At 70.5% G+C, this 14,702-nt stretch carries 15 protein-coding genes; 9 read left to right on the plus strand and 6 right to left on the minus strand.

Annotated elements, in window-relative coordinates; all coding sequences use genetic code 11:
* Positions 1–128: 128 nt before the first annotated feature.
* Positions 129–410, minus strand: coding sequence for a hypothetical protein (locus C2865_RS39210; protein WP_157963544.1), 282 nt, complete (start codon positions 408–410; stop codon positions 129–131).
* Between the two features lie 225 nt (positions 411–635).
* The gene (locus C2865_RS03840; RefSeq protein ID WP_106396853.1) at positions 636–872 is read right to left on the minus strand and encodes a hypothetical protein; all 237 of its coding nucleotides are present in this window, start codon (positions 870–872) and stop codon (positions 636–638) included.
* 147 nt (positions 873–1,019) lie between these two features.
* Here C2865_RS03840 and C2865_RS03845 point away from each other — a divergent pair, with 147 nt between their 5' ends.
* From C2865_RS03845 to C2865_RS03855, 3 genes are read left to right on the plus strand one after another with little or no spacing between them, the layout of a single operon-like run.
* The gene (locus C2865_RS03845; RefSeq protein ID WP_157963545.1) at positions 1,020–1,838 is read left to right on the plus strand and encodes a helix-turn-helix domain-containing protein; all 819 of its coding nucleotides are present in this window, start codon (positions 1,020–1,022) and stop codon (positions 1,836–1,838) included.
* Positions 1,835–2,041, plus strand: a complete 207-nt coding sequence (locus tag C2865_RS03850; protein WP_106396855.1) for a DUF397 domain-containing protein — start codon at positions 1,835–1,837, stop codon at positions 2,039–2,041. Before C2865_RS03845 ends, C2865_RS03850 begins: the two co-directional genes overlap by 4 nt.
* A gap of 15 nt (positions 2,042–2,056) precedes the next feature.
* Positions 2,057–2,263 (plus strand): DUF397 domain-containing protein, encoded by a 207-nt coding sequence (locus tag C2865_RS03855; protein WP_106396856.1) that lies wholly within the window; start codon positions 2,057–2,059, stop codon positions 2,261–2,263.
* A 156-nt stretch (positions 2,264–2,419) separates the two neighbouring features.
* On the opposite strand, the gene C2865_RS03860 is transcribed toward C2865_RS03855, so the two are convergent.
* Entirely contained in the window at positions 2,420–3,232 is an 813-nt protein-coding gene (locus C2865_RS03860) for a VOC family protein (protein WP_232835328.1), read from the minus strand.
* Positions 3,233–3,455: 223 nt separating this feature from the next.
* Here C2865_RS03860 and C2865_RS03865 point away from each other — a divergent pair, with 223 nt between their 5' ends.
* From C2865_RS03865 to C2865_RS03895, 6 genes are all read left to right on the plus strand, one after another.
* Positions 3,456–4,724 (plus strand): aspartate kinase, encoded by a 1,269-nt coding sequence (locus tag C2865_RS03865; RefSeq protein WP_106396858.1) that lies wholly within the window; start codon positions 3,456–3,458, stop codon positions 4,722–4,724.
* Entirely contained in the window at positions 4,721–5,776 is a 1,056-nt protein-coding gene (locus tag C2865_RS03870; protein ID WP_106396859.1) for an aspartate-semialdehyde dehydrogenase, read from the plus strand. The genes C2865_RS03865 and C2865_RS03870 overlap by 4 nt, the downstream gene beginning before the upstream one ends.
* A 115-nt stretch (positions 5,777–5,891) precedes the next feature.
* The gene (locus C2865_RS03875) at positions 5,892–7,280 is read left to right on the plus strand and encodes an outer membrane protein assembly factor BamB family protein (RefSeq protein WP_232835329.1); all 1,389 of its coding nucleotides are present in this window, start codon (positions 5,892–5,894) and stop codon (positions 7,278–7,280) included.
* Positions 7,281–7,384: 104 nt separating this feature from the next.
* A complete protein-coding gene (locus C2865_RS03880) occupies positions 7,385–8,815 on the plus strand; it encodes a WGR domain-containing protein (protein WP_106396861.1) in 1,431 nt (476 codons plus the stop codon).
* 146 nt (positions 8,816–8,961) lie between these two features.
* Positions 8,962–10,719 carry a S9 family peptidase gene (locus tag C2865_RS03885; protein WP_106396862.1) on the plus strand — a complete coding sequence of 586 codons (1,758 nt, stop codon included), beginning with the start codon at positions 8,962–8,964 and terminating at the stop codon, positions 10,717–10,719.
* Between the two features lie 620 nt (positions 10,720–11,339).
* On the plus strand, positions 11,340–11,831 hold the full coding sequence (locus C2865_RS03895) for a winged helix-turn-helix transcriptional regulator (protein ID WP_232835330.1): 492 nt from the start codon (positions 11,340–11,342) through the stop codon (positions 11,829–11,831).
* 46 nt (positions 11,832–11,877) lie between these two features.
* Here C2865_RS03895 and C2865_RS03900 read toward each other — a convergent pair whose 3' ends face one another.
* The 3 genes from C2865_RS03900 to C2865_RS03910 form a co-directional block, all read right to left on the minus strand.
* A complete protein-coding gene (locus C2865_RS03900; protein ID WP_106396864.1) occupies positions 11,878–12,552 on the minus strand; it encodes a TetR/AcrR family transcriptional regulator in 675 nt (224 codons plus the stop codon).
* Between the two features lie 389 nt (positions 12,553–12,941).
* Positions 12,942–13,880 carry a serine hydrolase gene (locus C2865_RS03905; protein ID WP_198652884.1) on the minus strand — a complete coding sequence of 313 codons (939 nt, stop codon included), beginning with the start codon at positions 13,878–13,880 and terminating at the stop codon, positions 12,942–12,944.
* A 32-nt stretch (positions 13,881–13,912) separates the two neighbouring features.
* Positions 13,913–14,668, minus strand: a complete 756-nt coding sequence (locus tag C2865_RS03910) for an SDR family oxidoreductase (RefSeq protein WP_106396865.1) — start codon at positions 14,666–14,668, stop codon at positions 13,913–13,915.
* Positions 14,669–14,702 lie beyond the last annotated feature (34 nt).

The raw sequence follows: 14,702 nt of genomic DNA on the forward strand, positions 1-14,702 counted from the left end.
TTACGTTTAGTGTGTTCCCGCGTGTTCCGCATGTCAATCGGGGGGCCGGACGGTCGGAGATCCACGAGGACGGGAGCACGGGGCGGACCGTGGGCACGGGATTCCGGTCGGCTCGCAGGAGGTGCCGCTCAGAGCCGTGCCGACTGCTCGGAGCCGCTCTTCGGTGTGATGGCCGGGCAGGCGCACCCTTCCAGCTCCCACCGGATCACCGAGTGGGCCGGTCGCCGTTCGAACTCCAGTGTCCCCGGGCACAGCATCGCCACCACGGCCAGTCCTCGCCGGGACTCCACCAGGTCCGCCACGTCCGTCACGCGTTCCACCGGGGCGCTCAGGAGCCGTTCGATCTCCAGGAGAACCGGGAGCGACACCTCCGGGACGGAGTTCACGGGGGTCGCGCGTTGTACCAGCACGCCTCTCACCAGGCCTGCGCTCGTGCGTCACGATCACCCTCACCAGCCCGCCGCCGCCGTGCTCGGCGGCGTTCGCGAGAAGCTCGGAGAAGACCAGCACGCAGTCGTCACGCAGTGGGCAGGTCGGCGGCAGCACCTTTCGCAGCCAGGAGCGTCCCGCTCGCACCTGTTCCAGTTCGGCGGGGAAGACCCGCTCCACCGTGAGGCCGCCCACCGATTCCGCCGTCACCGGTCGTCCCGCGACGGCTCGGCCTCGGTCAGGATCTGATGCTCCAGCTCCTCTCGCAGCCGTTCGGCCGTGTCCTCGATCAGAGTGCAGGCGAGACCCCTGCCGTGCTCCTCCCCGCTCAGCCGCCCGCCTCCGCGCCGAGTCGCCTTCCACCATCGCGCCGGTCCCGAAAGCCGACTGATGCACCAATCGGGATAGTCCTCTGAAAGCCTTTCGACTTCCCGCTCGTCCATGCCCGGATCCCTTGTTCTTTCGACCGCGTTTCCGTGACGAGGCTCACATGAAGGGCTACTGTGGGCAACGAACCGCAGGTGCACCGTGGTGCCACCCGCTTCAAGATCCATTGAACCGTCATGCCGGTACGCCCTCGGGAGTGGCTCATGACCGCGCAGCCCGAACCCTCCCGGGACCCTGCCATCAAGGGGTTCGCCATCGCCCTCGGCGCCTTTCGCGTCAAGGCGGGAATGGGCAAGAAGGAACTCGCCGAGAAACTCGGCTACACCCCCGCCTACGTCAGCCAGGTGGAGGCGGCGAAGAACGTTCCTTCGATGAAGTTCGCCGAAGACCTCAACACGCTTTTCGACACCGAGGCGTTCACCGAGCTTCGGCAGAACATCACGGACTCCAAGGGAAACAGCATATTTCCGCCTGGCTTCACGGATCTCCTGGAGCGGGAGGCCGTTGCATCGACCATTTATATTTTCTCGGCCATGGTCGTTCACGGGCTTTTTCAGACCCCGGAATACGCCTACGAGATCCTCAAGTCGGGGCGGGCGTCGGATGAGATCGAGCAGCTCGTGGCGAAACGCCTGAGCAGGCAGAGCCTCCTGGTCAGGGAGAGTCCCCCTCAGATCGTCGCGGTGTTCGATGAAGGATGTATCCGGAGGGCCATTGGCGGTACAGCGGTGATGAAGAGCCAGGTGGAGCATCTCATCGAGCTTGCGGCGAGGCCGAATATCATGCTGCAGGTTGTCCCTTCCTCTGCCGGATCGTATCTTGGTGTCATGGGCGCTTTCATCATGATGGAATTCGATGAGGCGCCCGGCGTGGTGTACACAGAGGATTATGTGGGAGTGAATCTGGCGAACCATCCCGCGGTTGTACGGGAGTACAAAATCAGCTTGAACCTGATCAGGGCATCTGCCTTGTCCGTGGATGATTCCATGAAGCTTCTTCGTGCGGTACGGGAGGATCTGTGAAGCGTAATGACCGCTCTGATTTCTACTGGCGCAAGAGCACCTACAGCGGGCCTACCGGTGGAGACTGCGTCGAACTCGCAGGCGCTCCCAGCATGGTGGCGATACGGGACTCCAAGAATCCTGAACTCCCTCATCTGACGTTCGGTCGGGTGGCTTTCAGCAGACTGGTGCGGAAGATCCGCTCGGGGCAGCACGACCTGTAGGCCACCGGAGGGCTTATGAATTCCCTGAGTCCGCAGGTCGCCCGGTGGCGTAAGAGCTCTTACAGCGGGCCCACCGGCGGCGAGTGCGTCGAGCTCGCCGTCCTGCCCGCAGGGGTGCTCGTGCGGGATTCCAAGAACCCCGATGCCGCTCACCTGACGTTCGGATGTGCCGTGTTCGGCGGGCTGGTTCGGGGGATGCGGGCGGGGCGGCACCGTCCGTAGGCGCGGAGCGGGGAGCGGGCTCGGGCGTCGGGGTGGGGCTCAGAGAGCGTTCCGGCCTCGGAGGTAGGCGAGGACGGCGAGGACCTCGTGCTCGCGGGGCCAGCTCCGAGGCTCCCTGTGACGGGTCCCTGGACGGCGGGCCCGTCCGCCGGATCGTCAGATGACGTCCCAGGGTTCTACGAGGCGGAAAGGGACGCCGAAAGGGTCCTTGACGGCGGCGATACGGCCCCAGGGAAGGTCCTGAGCGCCTTCGGGGTGAGCCCTGCCGCCGGATCCGGCCAGGAGCTCCACCGACTTGCGGGCGTCTTCGACGGCGAAGTAGGTGAGCCAGGCGGTTCCGTCGGGAAGGCCGACGGAACCCCGCATCTCCTCAAGGTGCCGGCGGCCTTCTTCGTCCGCCCCGTCCAGTTCTTCGAGGAGCTCGGGGAACACGATCGAGGCGACGGTGTGGCCGTCGGGGCGGATCAGGTCGCCGGTGTCGCCGCGGCGGGGCGGACGGTAGCCGAAGACCGTTCGGTAGAAGGCCAGGGCGTGTTCCTGTTCGAGGGCGGGGAGCTCGTTGAAGATGAGGGTGCCGGGGCCGTTGACGAGCCGGGTTCCGACGAGCTCCTTGCCCTGCCACAGGCCGAAGCGGGCGCCGAGTACGTCGGTCACCACGGCTGCCCGGCCGCGTTCTCCGGCCTCGTGCGGCGGCCGGACGACCCGTCCTCCGGCGGCGCTCACCCGTTCGGCCGTGTGGTCGCAGTCGTCGGTGGCGAAGAAGACCGTCCATTCCGGGCCGTCCGCCAGGGGCCGGATCGCGGCGACCGGCAGGCCGTCAAGGAGGCACAGATCGTCCTCGAAGGTCCAGCCGAACAGGGTTCCGTAGAACGTCCTGGCCCGCTCGGGATCCGGCACGCTCAGTTCCAGCCAGGACGGTGTTCCCTCAGGGGGCGCGGCGTTGACCTGATCATGCATTTTTTCGCTCATGCCGGCATGTTTTCGAGCCCCAGCAGATTTCCGGGGAGGACACACGCCCGCCGGAGGAATTCCCGGCACGGACGGGACCTGGGTCCCAGACCTTCGGAACTGCGCAGCTCAGGGGCGGGCACCGCGGCGGAGGCCGAGGATAACCGGATGAAAGGGCAGGGAACGTCCTTGATAGATTCGATGGGTCAAGCTACACCCCCGATCTACTGAGGAGCGCCCTACCGTGGCTCTAGTCGTGCAGAAGTACGGCGGCTCCTCCGTCGCTGATGCCGAATGCGTCAAGCGGGTGGCCCAGCGCATCGTGGCCACCAAGCAGGCGGGAAACGACGTGGTGGTCGTCGTTTCCGCGATGGGCGACACGACGGATGAGTTGATCGATCTGGCCCAGGAAGTCTCTCCGCTGCCTCCGGCGCGGGAGCTGGACATGCTGCTCACCGCGGGTGAGCGGATCTCCATGGCGGTGCTCGCCATGGCGATCGCCAACCTGGGGCACGAGGCGAAATCGTTCACCGGCTCGCAGGCCGGTGTGATCACGGACAGCTACCACGGTAAAGCGAAGATCATCGATGTGACGCCCGGGCGCCTGAGGAGCGCGCTCGAGGACGGCTCGATCTGCATCGTGGCGGGCTTCCAGGGGGTGTCGCAGGACACCAAGGACATCACCACGCTGGGGCGCGGGGGGTCCGACACGACGGCGGTGGCGCTGGCCGCGGCGCTGAACGCGGACGTCTGCGAGATCTACACCGACGTCGACGGCGTCTTCACGGCCGACCCGCGGATCGTTCCGGCGGCCCAGCAGATCCCGAGGATCTCCTACGAGGAGATGCTGGAGCTCGCCGCGTCCGGCGCGAAGATCCTGCATCTGCGGTGCGTGGAGTACGCGCGCCGCTACAACATCCCGATCCATGTACGGTCCTCGTTCAGCCAGAAGGAAGGCACGTGGGTCGTCGCGAACACTGAGGAGACCGAGGTGGAACACGCGATCATCTCCGGCGTCGCGCACGACCGGAGCCAGGCCAAGATCACCGTGGTGGGGGTCCCGGACAAGGTCGGCGAGGCCGCCGCGATCTTCCGGCTGCTGGCCGAGGCCGAGATCAACCTGGACATGGTCGTGCAGAACGTGTCCGCGGCCGCGACCGGCAGGACCGACATCTCCTTCACCCTGCCGGCCTCGGACGGGCAGGCCGCGCTGGCCGCGCTGAACAAGGTGCAGGACGGGATCGGCTTCGAGTCGTTGCGGTTCGACGACCGCATCGGCAAGATCTCGCTGGTGGGCGCGGGCATGCGGGCCCACCCGGGCGTGTCCGCCACGCTCTTCGGCGCGATCGCCGACGCCGGCGTCAACATCGAGATGATCTCCACCTCGGAGATCCGCATCTCGGTGATCGTCGGCCAGGACGACGTCGACACCGCGGTCCAGGCCGTGCACAGAGCTTTCGACCTCGACGCCGACCAGGTCGAGGCAGTCGTATATGGAGGTACCGGCCGATGAGCCGCAAGCCCACTCTGGCCGTCGTCGGCGCGACCGGCGCCGTCGGCACCGTCATGCTCGGCATCCTGTCCGAGCGCGAGGACGTCTACGGCGAGATCCGCCTGATCGCCTCCCCGCGCTCCGCCGGCAAGAAGCTGACCGTCCGCGGTGAGGAGGTCGTCGTCCAGGCGCTCGCGCCCGAGGTCTTCGACGGTGTCGACATCGCGATGTTCGACGTGCCGGACGAGGTGTCCGCGCAGTGGGCGCCGATCGCCGCCGAGCGCGGCGCGATCGCCGTCGACAACTCCGGCGCCTTCCGGATGGACCCGGACGTCCCGCTGGTGGTGCCCGAGGTCAACCCGGACGCCGCCAGGTCCCGTCCGAAGGGGATCATCTCCAACCCGAACTGCACCACCCTCTCGATGATCGTCGCGCTGGGGGCGCTGCACCGCGAGTACGGCCTGGCCGAGCTGGTCGTCGCGTCCTACCAGGCGGCGTCCGGCGCGGGCCAGGAGGGCATCGACACCCTCTACTCGCAGCTGGAGAAGGTCGCCGGGAACCACGGGCTGGGCCAGCGCGCCGGCGACGTGCGCGAGGCCGTCGGCACCGAGGGGCCGTTCCCCGCCCCGCTGGCGCTGAACGTGGTGCCGTGGGCGGGCTCCCTCAAGGACGGCGGCTGGTCGTCGGAGGAGCTCAAGGTCCGCAACGAGTCCCGCAAGATCCTCGACCTGCCCGGTCTGCGGGTCAGCGCGACCTGCGTGCGGGTCCCGGTCGTCACCACCCACTCGCTGGCCGTCCACGCGGTCTTCGAGCGGGAGGTCGACCAGAAGGCCGCCCAGGACGTGCTGGCGTCCGCGCCGGGCGTCGTCCTGCACGACGACCCCGCCTCGTACGTGTTCCCGACGCCGGGCGACGTCGTCGGCACCGACCCCACCTGGGTCGGCCGGGTCCGCCGCTCGCTGGACGACCCCAAGGCGCTCGACCTCTTCCTGTGCGGTGACAACCTGCGCAAGGGCGCGGCGCTGAACACCGCCCAGATCGCCGAACTCGTCGCAGCCGAGTTCACCGCCTGACACAGGGCGCGCAAGGCCCGGTCCCTCCGCAGGGGCCGGGCCTTCGCCGTTCCCGGGAATGTCGGCGGATCTCCGTAGACTCGGGGTGCCCCCGCCAGGGTCAAGGAGAGCAAGAGTGAGCAGGCGGACGGATTACCTGGAGCATCCGGGAAGCGGAAGCGGTGCCAAGTTCTACGAGGTGGTGCGGGTCGGACCCCGCGTGACGGTCACCTACGGGCGGGTCGGGAAGGCAGGGCGGACCAGGACGGTCGAGCACGCCACCGAGCGGGAGGCCGTCGCCGACGCCGCGCACAAGGTCTACGACAAGATCATCTATGGGCGGTACGTACGGACCGCGAAGGGCGCCGGCATCGGACGTCCCCCGCAGGCGCCCGTCCTCTGGCGGTTCGGCGGCGGATCCCGCGCGTTCGGGCTCTTCGCCGACGAACGGGGCTGCTGGGTCGGCAACCAGTGGGGCGAGGTGTACAGGCTCCACCACGACGGCACGGTGTCCGCCCGGTTCCAGCTGCCCGCCGGGGTGAAGTGCATCGTCGCCGACGGCTTCTGGATCTACGCGGGCTGCGACGACGGCAGGGTGTACGACCTCGGTGGCAAGGTGCCCCGCGTGGCGTACGAGCTCGCTGAGGGCGTCGGCGTCTACTGGCTCGACGTCGACGACGGGACGCTCGGCGTCTCCCTGAAGAACGGCCGGGTCGCCGTCGTCGATCATGAAGGGGAGCTCCAGTGGTCCCGTGCGGGTGAGGGACGCGAGGCGTGGATGGTGCGCTGCGCCGGGGACGCCCTGTACTACGGCGATTCGCACGGGGTCGGTCGCCTCCAGGCCGGGGACGGGTCTCCCGTCTGGCACGTCCGGCTGCCGAGCGAGGTCCTGTTCGGCTGGCAGGAGCGCGATTCCCTCTACGTCGGGACGAAGAAGAACGAGGTGTACCGGCTCGCCAAGGACACCGGCGCCCAGGAGGTGGTCTACCCGTGCGACGCCTCTGTTTTCTCCTGCACCTCCGCACCCGACGGGCGTCACGTCTTCGCCGGTGACAACGACTCGTCCATCTACTGCTTCGACGAGCTCGGCGAGCGGCTGTGGAAGCTCGCCACCGGCTGCGGCTCGGCGTACTCGATGCAGTACCACGACGGCAGGCTCTACATCGCCACCACGACCGGCACCCTGGCCTGCATCGACGTCACGGAGGAAGCCGTCCTGGCCGCCAGGGGAGGGGTGGTCCCCCGGGCCGCGGACGTCGAGACCGCCGAGGTGCCGGACGGGATCGAACCCAGCACGGTCCTGGAGACCGCCACCTCGGCGGACGAAGGGGTGGTCCTGGAGTGCTTCGAGGACGGCTCCCGCACGCGGATCCGGGTGGTCTCCCCGGGATACGACCCCTCCTGGAACGTCCAGTTCCCCAAGGGCGTCCGCGAGCCCGGCGCCCGCTACCTCGTCGAGGGCGTCCGCCCCGCCGTCCGGGGCGGCTTCTACCGCGCCTACGGCGACATCCGCCGCCTCCGCTGACGCCTTCGCCTTCACCGGAGCCGCATGTAAGGGGCCGTCCTCGTTCGCGGGAATGTCGGTGGATCTCCCTAAGCTGGGGCCACCCCTCGATCAAGGAGAAGCGGATGAGCACGCAGACGGACTACCTGGAGCTCTCGGAGGACGGTGGCGGCGCCCACAAGTTCTACGAGGTGGTGAGGTCCGGCACGCGTGTGACGATCACCTACGGCCGGATCGGCGCCCCCGGCACGGCCAAGACCACCGACTTCCCCACCGAGGCCAAGGCGGTCGCCGCCGCGGCGAAGAAGGTGGCCGAGAAGGTGCGCAAGGGGTACGCGCCGGCCGTGCGAGGGGTGCGGCAGGCGCGGTCGGTGACCCGGCGGCCGGCGGCCGTCAGCCACCGCTCGTCCGCCCGCCAGGCGCCCGTCCTGTGGCGGTTCTCCAGCGGCGCCTCGGCGTTCGGGATCTTCGTGGACGAGGAGCGCTGCTGGGTCGGCAACCAGCGCGGCGACGTGTTCACCGTCCTGCACGACGGCACGGTCTCCGCGCGGTTCCGGCTGCCCGACGGCGTCAAGTGCATCGTCGCCGACGACTTCTGGATCTACGCGGGCTGCGACGACGGCAAGGTGTACGACCTCAGCGGCAAGGTCCCGCGCGTGGCGTACGAGATCGCCGACGACGTCGACATCTACTGGCTCGACATCAGCGACGGGATGCTCGGCGTCTCCGACAAGAACGGCCAGGTCACCGCCATCGACCACGAGGACGAGTTCCAGTGGTCCCGCAACGCCCAGGGCTCCTCGGCCTGGATGGTGCGGTGCGAGGCCGACGACGTCTACTACGGCGACTCGTGGGGCGTCAGCCGCTTCCGCGCCAAGGACGGCGCGCCCGTCTGGAGCACGCCGCTGCCGGGCAGCGTGCTGTTCGGCTGGCAGGAGCGCACCGCCGTCTACGCCGGGACCAGCAGCAACCAGGTGCACCGCATCGCCAAGACCAACGGCGCCAGGGGCACGGTCTACCAGTGCGACGCCGCCGTCTTCTCCTGCGCCACCGCGCCCGACGGGCGCTACGTCTTCGCGGGCGACAACAGCTCCTCCATCTACTGCTTCGACCAGTCCGGCGAGCGGCTGTGGAAGCTCGCCACCGGCTGCGGATCGGCGTACTCCATGCAGTACCTCGACGACCGGCTCTACATCGTCACCACCAACGGCACCCTGGCCTGCATCGACGCCACCGAGGAGGCCATCCGCGCCGCCCAGCAGGGCACCGTTCCCGAGGCCGTCGACATCAAGGCCGCCAGCACCCTGGCCACCGTCGAGCCCACCGCCACCGTGGAGATCGTCGACTCCGCGGACGGCGGCATCGTCCTGGAGTGCTACGAGGACGGCTCCCGCCTGCGCGTCCGCGTCGTCTCCTCCGGCTACGACCCCACCTGGCGCGTGCAGTTCCCCAAGGAGATCCGCGAGCCCGGCGCCCGCTACATCGTCGAGGGCGTCCGCTCCTCCGCCCGGGGGGGCTTCTACCGCGCCTACGGCGACATCCGCCGCCTCCGCTGACACCCCCGGCCCGGCCGAACGCCCTCACCGGCGGCGATGTTCCACGTGAAACCCCGTTCCGGGAGCCTGAGCGGGGGCCGGGCTCCCGGAGATCCGCCCGTGGCTGAAGGCGCGAGGGACGGCGCCTCGTGGGATAGACATGGAACATGAGCGACGAGCGGTGGAAGCAGCGGTTTCGGGCGGCGCGGGTGAGTCTCCCGGGATGGGCGCGGGAGGCTCCCGAGCGGGCGGTCTTCCGGTCCAACGTCAGCGGGACCTGGGAGATCTACACCTGGGACCGGGGCACGGGGGAGCAGCGGCAGGCGACGAGTCGGCCGAACGGGACGCTGATGGGCGGGCTCGACCCGTACGGGCGGGAGCTGTGGTGGTTCGCCGACACCGACGGCGACGAGTTCGGGGTGTGGATGCGCCAGCCGTTCGAGGGCGGGGAGGCGGTGGCCGCGACACCGCTGGAGCCGTCCTACCCGGCGGGGCTGGCGCTGGGGCGCAGCGGCCGGGTGCTGGTCGGGCGGAGCGGCAAGCACGGCACGTCGGTGCACCTGATCGACCCCGGGCAGGAGCCCGTGACGATCTACGAGCACGCGGAGAACGCCTACCTGGGCGGGCTCTCCCGTGACGAGCGGCTGATCGCGATCGGGCACAGCGAGCACGGGGACAGCCGCCACCCGGCGCTGCGGATCCTGCGCCCGGACGGCTCGCCCGTCGCGGAGTTGTGGGACGGGCCGGGCAAGGGCGTGGGGCCGTCCGGTTTCTCCCCCGTGGAAGGCGACCCGCGGCTGCTGGTCGACCACGAGCGGCGCGGCAGGGAGGAGCTCCTCCTCTGGAACCCGCTGACCGGCGAGGAGCAGGAGCTGGTCTTCGACCTGCCCGGCGAGGTCGGCGCCAGCTGGTTCCCCGACGGGAGCGCCCTGCTGGTCTCGCACGGCTACGAGGCGCGCGACGAGCTGTTCCGCTACGACCTCTCGACCGGCGAGCTGGCGCGGATCGACACCCCGCGCGGCTGCCTCGGCGGGGCCACCGCCCGCCCGGACGGCACCGTCGAGTACAGCTTCACCTGCGCGGCCGAGCCGCCGGTGATCCGCTCCACCACGGGCGCGGTGGTGCTGACCCCGCCCGGCGAGCCCGCCCCGCCGTCCGTCCCGGTGGAGGACCTGTGGGTCGACGGGCCCGGCGGGCGGATCCACGCGCTGGTGTCCAGGCCGGCGGGCGAGGGCCCGTTCCCGACGGTCTTCGACGTGCACGGCGGCCCCACCGCGCAGGACGTCGACGCCTTCAACCCCGGCACCGCCGCCTGGATCGACCACGGGTTCGCGGTCGTCCAGGTCAACTACCGGGGCTCCACCGGCTACGGCTCGGCCTGGCGCGACGCCCTGGAGGAGAAGGTCGGCCTGATCGAGCTCGAGGACATCAAGGCCGTCCGCGACCGGGTCGTCGAGACGGGCCTCGCCGACCCGGACAAGCTGGTCCTGGCGGGCGGCTCGTGGGGCGGCTACCTCACCCTGCTCGGCATCGGCACCCGGCCCGACGACTGGTCCGTCGCCGTCTCGGCCGTCCCCGTCGCCGACTACGTGGCGGCGTACGAGGACGAGATGGAGGCGCTCCAGGCCTTCGACCGCTCCCTGTTCGGCGGTTCCCCCGCGGAGGTGCCGGACAAGTACCGCGAGTCGTCTCCGATCACCTACGTCGACGCGGTGAAGGTCCCGGTCCTGATCCTCGCCGGGGAGAACGACCCGCGCTGCCCCATCCGCCAGATCGACAACTACCTGGCACGGCTCGCCGACCGGGGCGTCCCCCACGAGACCTACCGCTACGACGCCGGGCACGGTTCCCTCGTCGTCGAGGAGCGCATCAGGCAGACCGAAGCCGAGATCACCTTCGCCCGCAAGGCCCTCGGCCTCCTGTGACCAGAGTCCTCCCGGCTCCCGCCCGGAGCCGCGACACCGGCCCCGCCTCCCGCGGAGGCGGGGCCGCACGTGGGGTCGGCGCCGCAGAGGGCGCCGCCTGCCGCTGATTCCGGTGGCGCAAAGCCCGGGTGGCTCGGGCGAGGATGATCGAGGCGGCGTGCCGGTCCCTCCGGGCGGGGCTCTCGCGCTGCGGCGACAGATCCGTGAGACCGCCTTGGAAACCACTGGTCACGACTTCGGCATCCGTCGGGGCCGCAGGGCCGGTGGCCGGTGTTCGGTGATCGGCCGTCGCGGTCAGGCCGGAGGCTTCGCGGCGGTGAGGGGCCGGTACCGCACATCGGCGACCGCGGTGGGGTCTCCTTCGCCGGTTCGGTGGAGGCGGATCGGGGCTCCGCCGGGGTTGTCGTACAGCCGGATGCCCTCGCCGACCAGTCCATCTCGTGGTCCGGTTCCGCCACGAAACCGTCCAGCGACATCGTGAAGTGGGCGAGGGCCTTCCCGCCCGCGGTCTGCGGCTCGGTGTCGCTCATCGTCAACTCCCGCATCCTGCTTGCATTTTGCAATCGGTTAGGGTGACGCCAGGCCATCCGGTAGCGGAACGCAACCGGTTCGAAGGAGGGGTGCGGGTGGTGGAGTCGGCGCGTTCGGGTTGCCCGATCAACGCCGCGGTCGAGGCGTTCGGCGACGGCTGGAGCCTGCTGGTGCTGCGGGACGTGATGTTCGGGAACCGGCGCTACTTCCGGGAACTGCTGGCCGGCTCCGAGGAGAAGATCGCCTCCAACATCCTGGCCGACCGCCTGAAGCGGCTGGTGAACGCCGGCCTGCTGACCAGGGAGGACGCGGGGCCGGGCAGGCGGGCCGCCTACAGCCTGACCGAGGCGTCCATCCGGCTCGTGCCGGTCTTCGCGCAGCTCGGCGAGTGGGGGCTGCACCACCGCCCGACCACGCGGCGGCTGCGGGTGCGCGCGGAACTGCTCGCAGCGGGCGGGCCGGACCTGTGGAACGAGTTCATGGCGGAGCTGCGGACCCTCCACCTCGGCGAACCGGCGCCGGAAAGGGACGGCCCCGGCGTCATGGAGCGTCTCGCCCAGGCCTACGAGGCCGCGCTCTGACGCCCTGTCGCGGTGACCTGGCGCGGTCCGCCGCCGCCCGTACGCCTCAGGCGCGGACGCTGCGGATGATGTCGACGAGCTCCCGGGTGACGGAGCGGAAGCCGGGGAGGCGGGACATGCCGACCATCTTGTTGACCAGGGGGACGGTGCGGTCGACGAGGAGGTAGGTCTTGCGGCAGCCGGGGGAGCCGTCGTGGACCCAGTACAGGACGATGCCCATGGAGTAGAGCCACAGGAGTTCGGGGAGCTCCTGGCGGAAGTCGGGGTCGAGGCGCAGGTCGGTGGAGCCGTCGACGACGGCGCGGTAGAGGGAGACGGCGGCTTCGCGGGCGGGGCCGGACTCGGAGCTGAACGGGCTGAGCGGGCTGGTGGGCTCGGCCGCGAGCTTGAAGAACTTCCCGGCGAACTCGTGGTAGGGCACCATCGTGTCGACGCGGGCGCGCAGCACGCCCAGCAGCCGCCGTGAGAACTCGCTCTCGCGGGCCAGGACGGCCTTGCAGGCGGCGTTGTGCGACTCCTGGAGCTCGTCGTAGTAGGCCTGGATCAGCTCTTCCTTGGAGCCGAAGTAGTAGTAGGCGTTGCCGACGGAGACCCCTGCCTCCTTGGCGATCGCCCGCATGGTCGTCGCGTCGTAGCCGCGTTCCCGGAACAACCGCAGCGCCGTCTCCACGATCAGTTCCCTGGTCTGCTCCGACCGGCCGACGGCCTTGGGCTCGTTCACTCCCCCACTCTAGGCCGCACGGCACGCCGGGCGGAGGCCTCCCGCCCCGCTGCGGCCCCAAGGAAGCCCCGCATCCGCCCCTGCCGCGGCCGGGTCCGGACTCCGGTCCCGGTGCCCGCGGCGGCGGCGGCCGGTCTGATGGCTCCCGGTGTGGTGCACGGCAGCGGTGTTCGTCAGTACGGAAGCTCCGCGGCCGGGTCCGTGGGCTTCGGTTCCGGCGTCTGCGGCGGCGGCCGGTCTGACGGCCTCCGGTGTGGTGAACGGCAGCGGTGCTCGTCAGCACGGAGACAGGTCGCAGGGCGCCTGCCGGTGGCTGGACCGGACGTTCGGCGGATCGCAGCGGTGACCGCCGGGTGCGGGTCCGGTCGTCCTCGTGGTGCTGAAGGCGGTCAGTTCGTGGCGAAGGGGGCGCTGCCGTCGCCGATCTCGGGGGGCAGGGGGGTGGGGACGCGGCGGGCGTTCGCCTCGGGGACGAGGGTGGTGTGCACGACGCGGGCGACGCGTTCGATGGCGGTGATGCCGTGGGCGAGGGTGGGGTTGTCGTGGGTGAGGACGGCCATCAGGTAGTCGCGGCGGTCGTTGCCGAAAATCCCCAGGCTGTGGACGCGCCAGCCGTGGGTGGAGCGGGGGAGCCAGCCGTTCTTCACGCGGACGTCCACCTGGGTGGAGGCCCCGGCGGGGGTGCCCCAGCGCTGGCTCGAGATCACCTGCGACATGAGCCTCAGCAGGTGGCGGCGGGACCTCGCGGTCAGGACGTCGCCTTCACGGGTCAAGGTGAGCAGCAGCCGGAGCTGGTCCACGGCGGTGATGCGGGTGAGGCCCCAGTGGCCGCCGGGATCGAGGCGGGTGGCGCGCATGCCGACGGCGTTCAGGAGGCGCTGGATCCGGGTGCGGCCGAGCTGCCGCCACAGGACGGTGGTGGCGTCGTTGTCGGAGCGGGTGATGGCCGCGTGGGCCAGCGACCTCTCCCGGGCGGTCAGCTCCCGCTTCTGCTGCTGGGCGGTGCGCAGCAGCGCGGCGACGACGGCGACCTTGATCGTGCTGGCCGAGTCGTAGCGCCGTCCCGAGCCGTAGTAGCAGCCGATCTGCCGTTCGCGGTCGTACAGCGCGAACGACATGGTGCCGGAGCGGCCCCTGACGGCCTTGCGCAGCCGCGTCTCCAGCCGTTCGGCGGCCTCGGGGGAGTCCTCCGAGGAGCAGTTGACCGGCCACGTGCGGGGCTTGGAGGCGGCCGCCGCCGCGGGTGCGGCGGCGAAGAAGCCCGCCACCAGGACACCGGAGACGGCTCCGGCGGCGGCGGTACGGCTGATGGCGCGGAACACGGGCACCGGCCTCTCCCACGACAGTCGAGATGATCACTCTACGGTCGCGGCGCCGGAGACTGAACTCGTCCGGCGAGGAATTCCGTCCAGGTCCGGCTGCCGCCCGGCTCGGACGCCAGGTGCAGGCCCTCCCGGAAGGCACGGCCGACCTCGCCGGGGAGCCGCACCGGCAGCAGGGCCCGCCGCTTGCCGGTGATGTCCAGGTAGGTGCGGGCCATGTGCCGCGCGTCGAGCACCTCCGGACCGCCCAGGTCGGGGACCCGGCCGGCGGGGGAATCGAGGGCCAGCTCGGCGAGCCGCGCGGCGACCTCCTCCACGGCGACGGGCTGGCAGGAGGTCCCCGTCGGCGCGACGAGGACGGGCCCGCGGCTCAGGGCGTCGAAGAAGGAGGCGACGAACCCGTGGAACTGGGTGGCGCGCAGGATCGTGTACGGCCGCCCGGAGCCCTCGATCATCCGCTCCGCGGCCAGCTTGGTCCGGTAGTAGGCGTAGGGGTGCCGGTCGATGCCGACGATCGAGACGTACACCAGGTGGGCGTCCGGCCGCGCGGCCTCCAGCAGCGTCCGCGTCTGCACCAGGTCCGCGCCCTTCTTGAACGGTTCGCTGGCCAGGTGCACGATCGTGCCGGCCTCGCCGAGCACGGCGGGCCCCGACGCGAGGTCGCCCACGTGCCAGGTGACGCCGTCCCCCTGCCGCGGCCTGCGGCTGAGCCCGTGGACGTCGGCGCCCTCCCGGGCCAGCGCTCGCACCAGGGGGGCGCCCAGGCTCCCGGACGCACCGGTCACGATGATCATGATGTTCTCCTCTCGGCGGGTCTGCAGAGAGGAG

It is taken from the genome of Actinocorallia populi, from assembly GCF_002995495.1.
Classification (GTDB): Bacteria; Actinomycetota; Actinomycetes; order Streptosporangiales; family Streptosporangiaceae; genus Actinocorallia; species Actinocorallia populi.

What these genes read in the sequence shown, in the direction of transcription:
- C2865_RS03840 (WP_106396853.1), bottom strand. Translation starts at nt 872, where the DNA reads ATGGACGAGCGGGAAGTCGAAAGGCTTTCAGAGGACTATCCCGATTGG.
- C2865_RS03845 (WP_157963545.1), top strand. Translation starts at nt 1,020, where the DNA reads ATGACCGCGCAGCCCGAACCCTCCCGGGACCCTGCCATCAAGGGGTTC.
- C2865_RS03855 (WP_106396856.1), top strand. Translation starts at nt 2,057, where the DNA reads ATGAATTCCCTGAGTCCGCAGGTCGCCCGGTGGCGTAAGAGCTCTTAC.
- C2865_RS03860 (WP_232835328.1), bottom strand. Translation starts at nt 3,232, where the DNA reads ATGAGCGAAAAAATGCATGATCAGGTCAACGCCGCGCCCCCTGAGGGA.
- C2865_RS03870 (WP_106396859.1), top strand. Translation starts at nt 4,721, where the DNA reads ATGAGCCGCAAGCCCACTCTGGCCGTCGTCGGCGCGACCGGCGCCGTC.
- C2865_RS03880 (WP_106396861.1), top strand. Translation starts at nt 7,385, where the DNA reads ATGAGCACGCAGACGGACTACCTGGAGCTCTCGGAGGACGGTGGCGGC.
- C2865_RS03885 (WP_106396862.1), top strand. Translation starts at nt 8,962, where the DNA reads ATGAGCGACGAGCGGTGGAAGCAGCGGTTTCGGGCGGCGCGGGTGAGT.
- C2865_RS03910 (WP_106396865.1), bottom strand. Translation starts at nt 14,668, where the DNA reads ATGATCATCGTGACCGGTGCGTCCGGGAGCCTGGGCGCCCCCCTGGTG.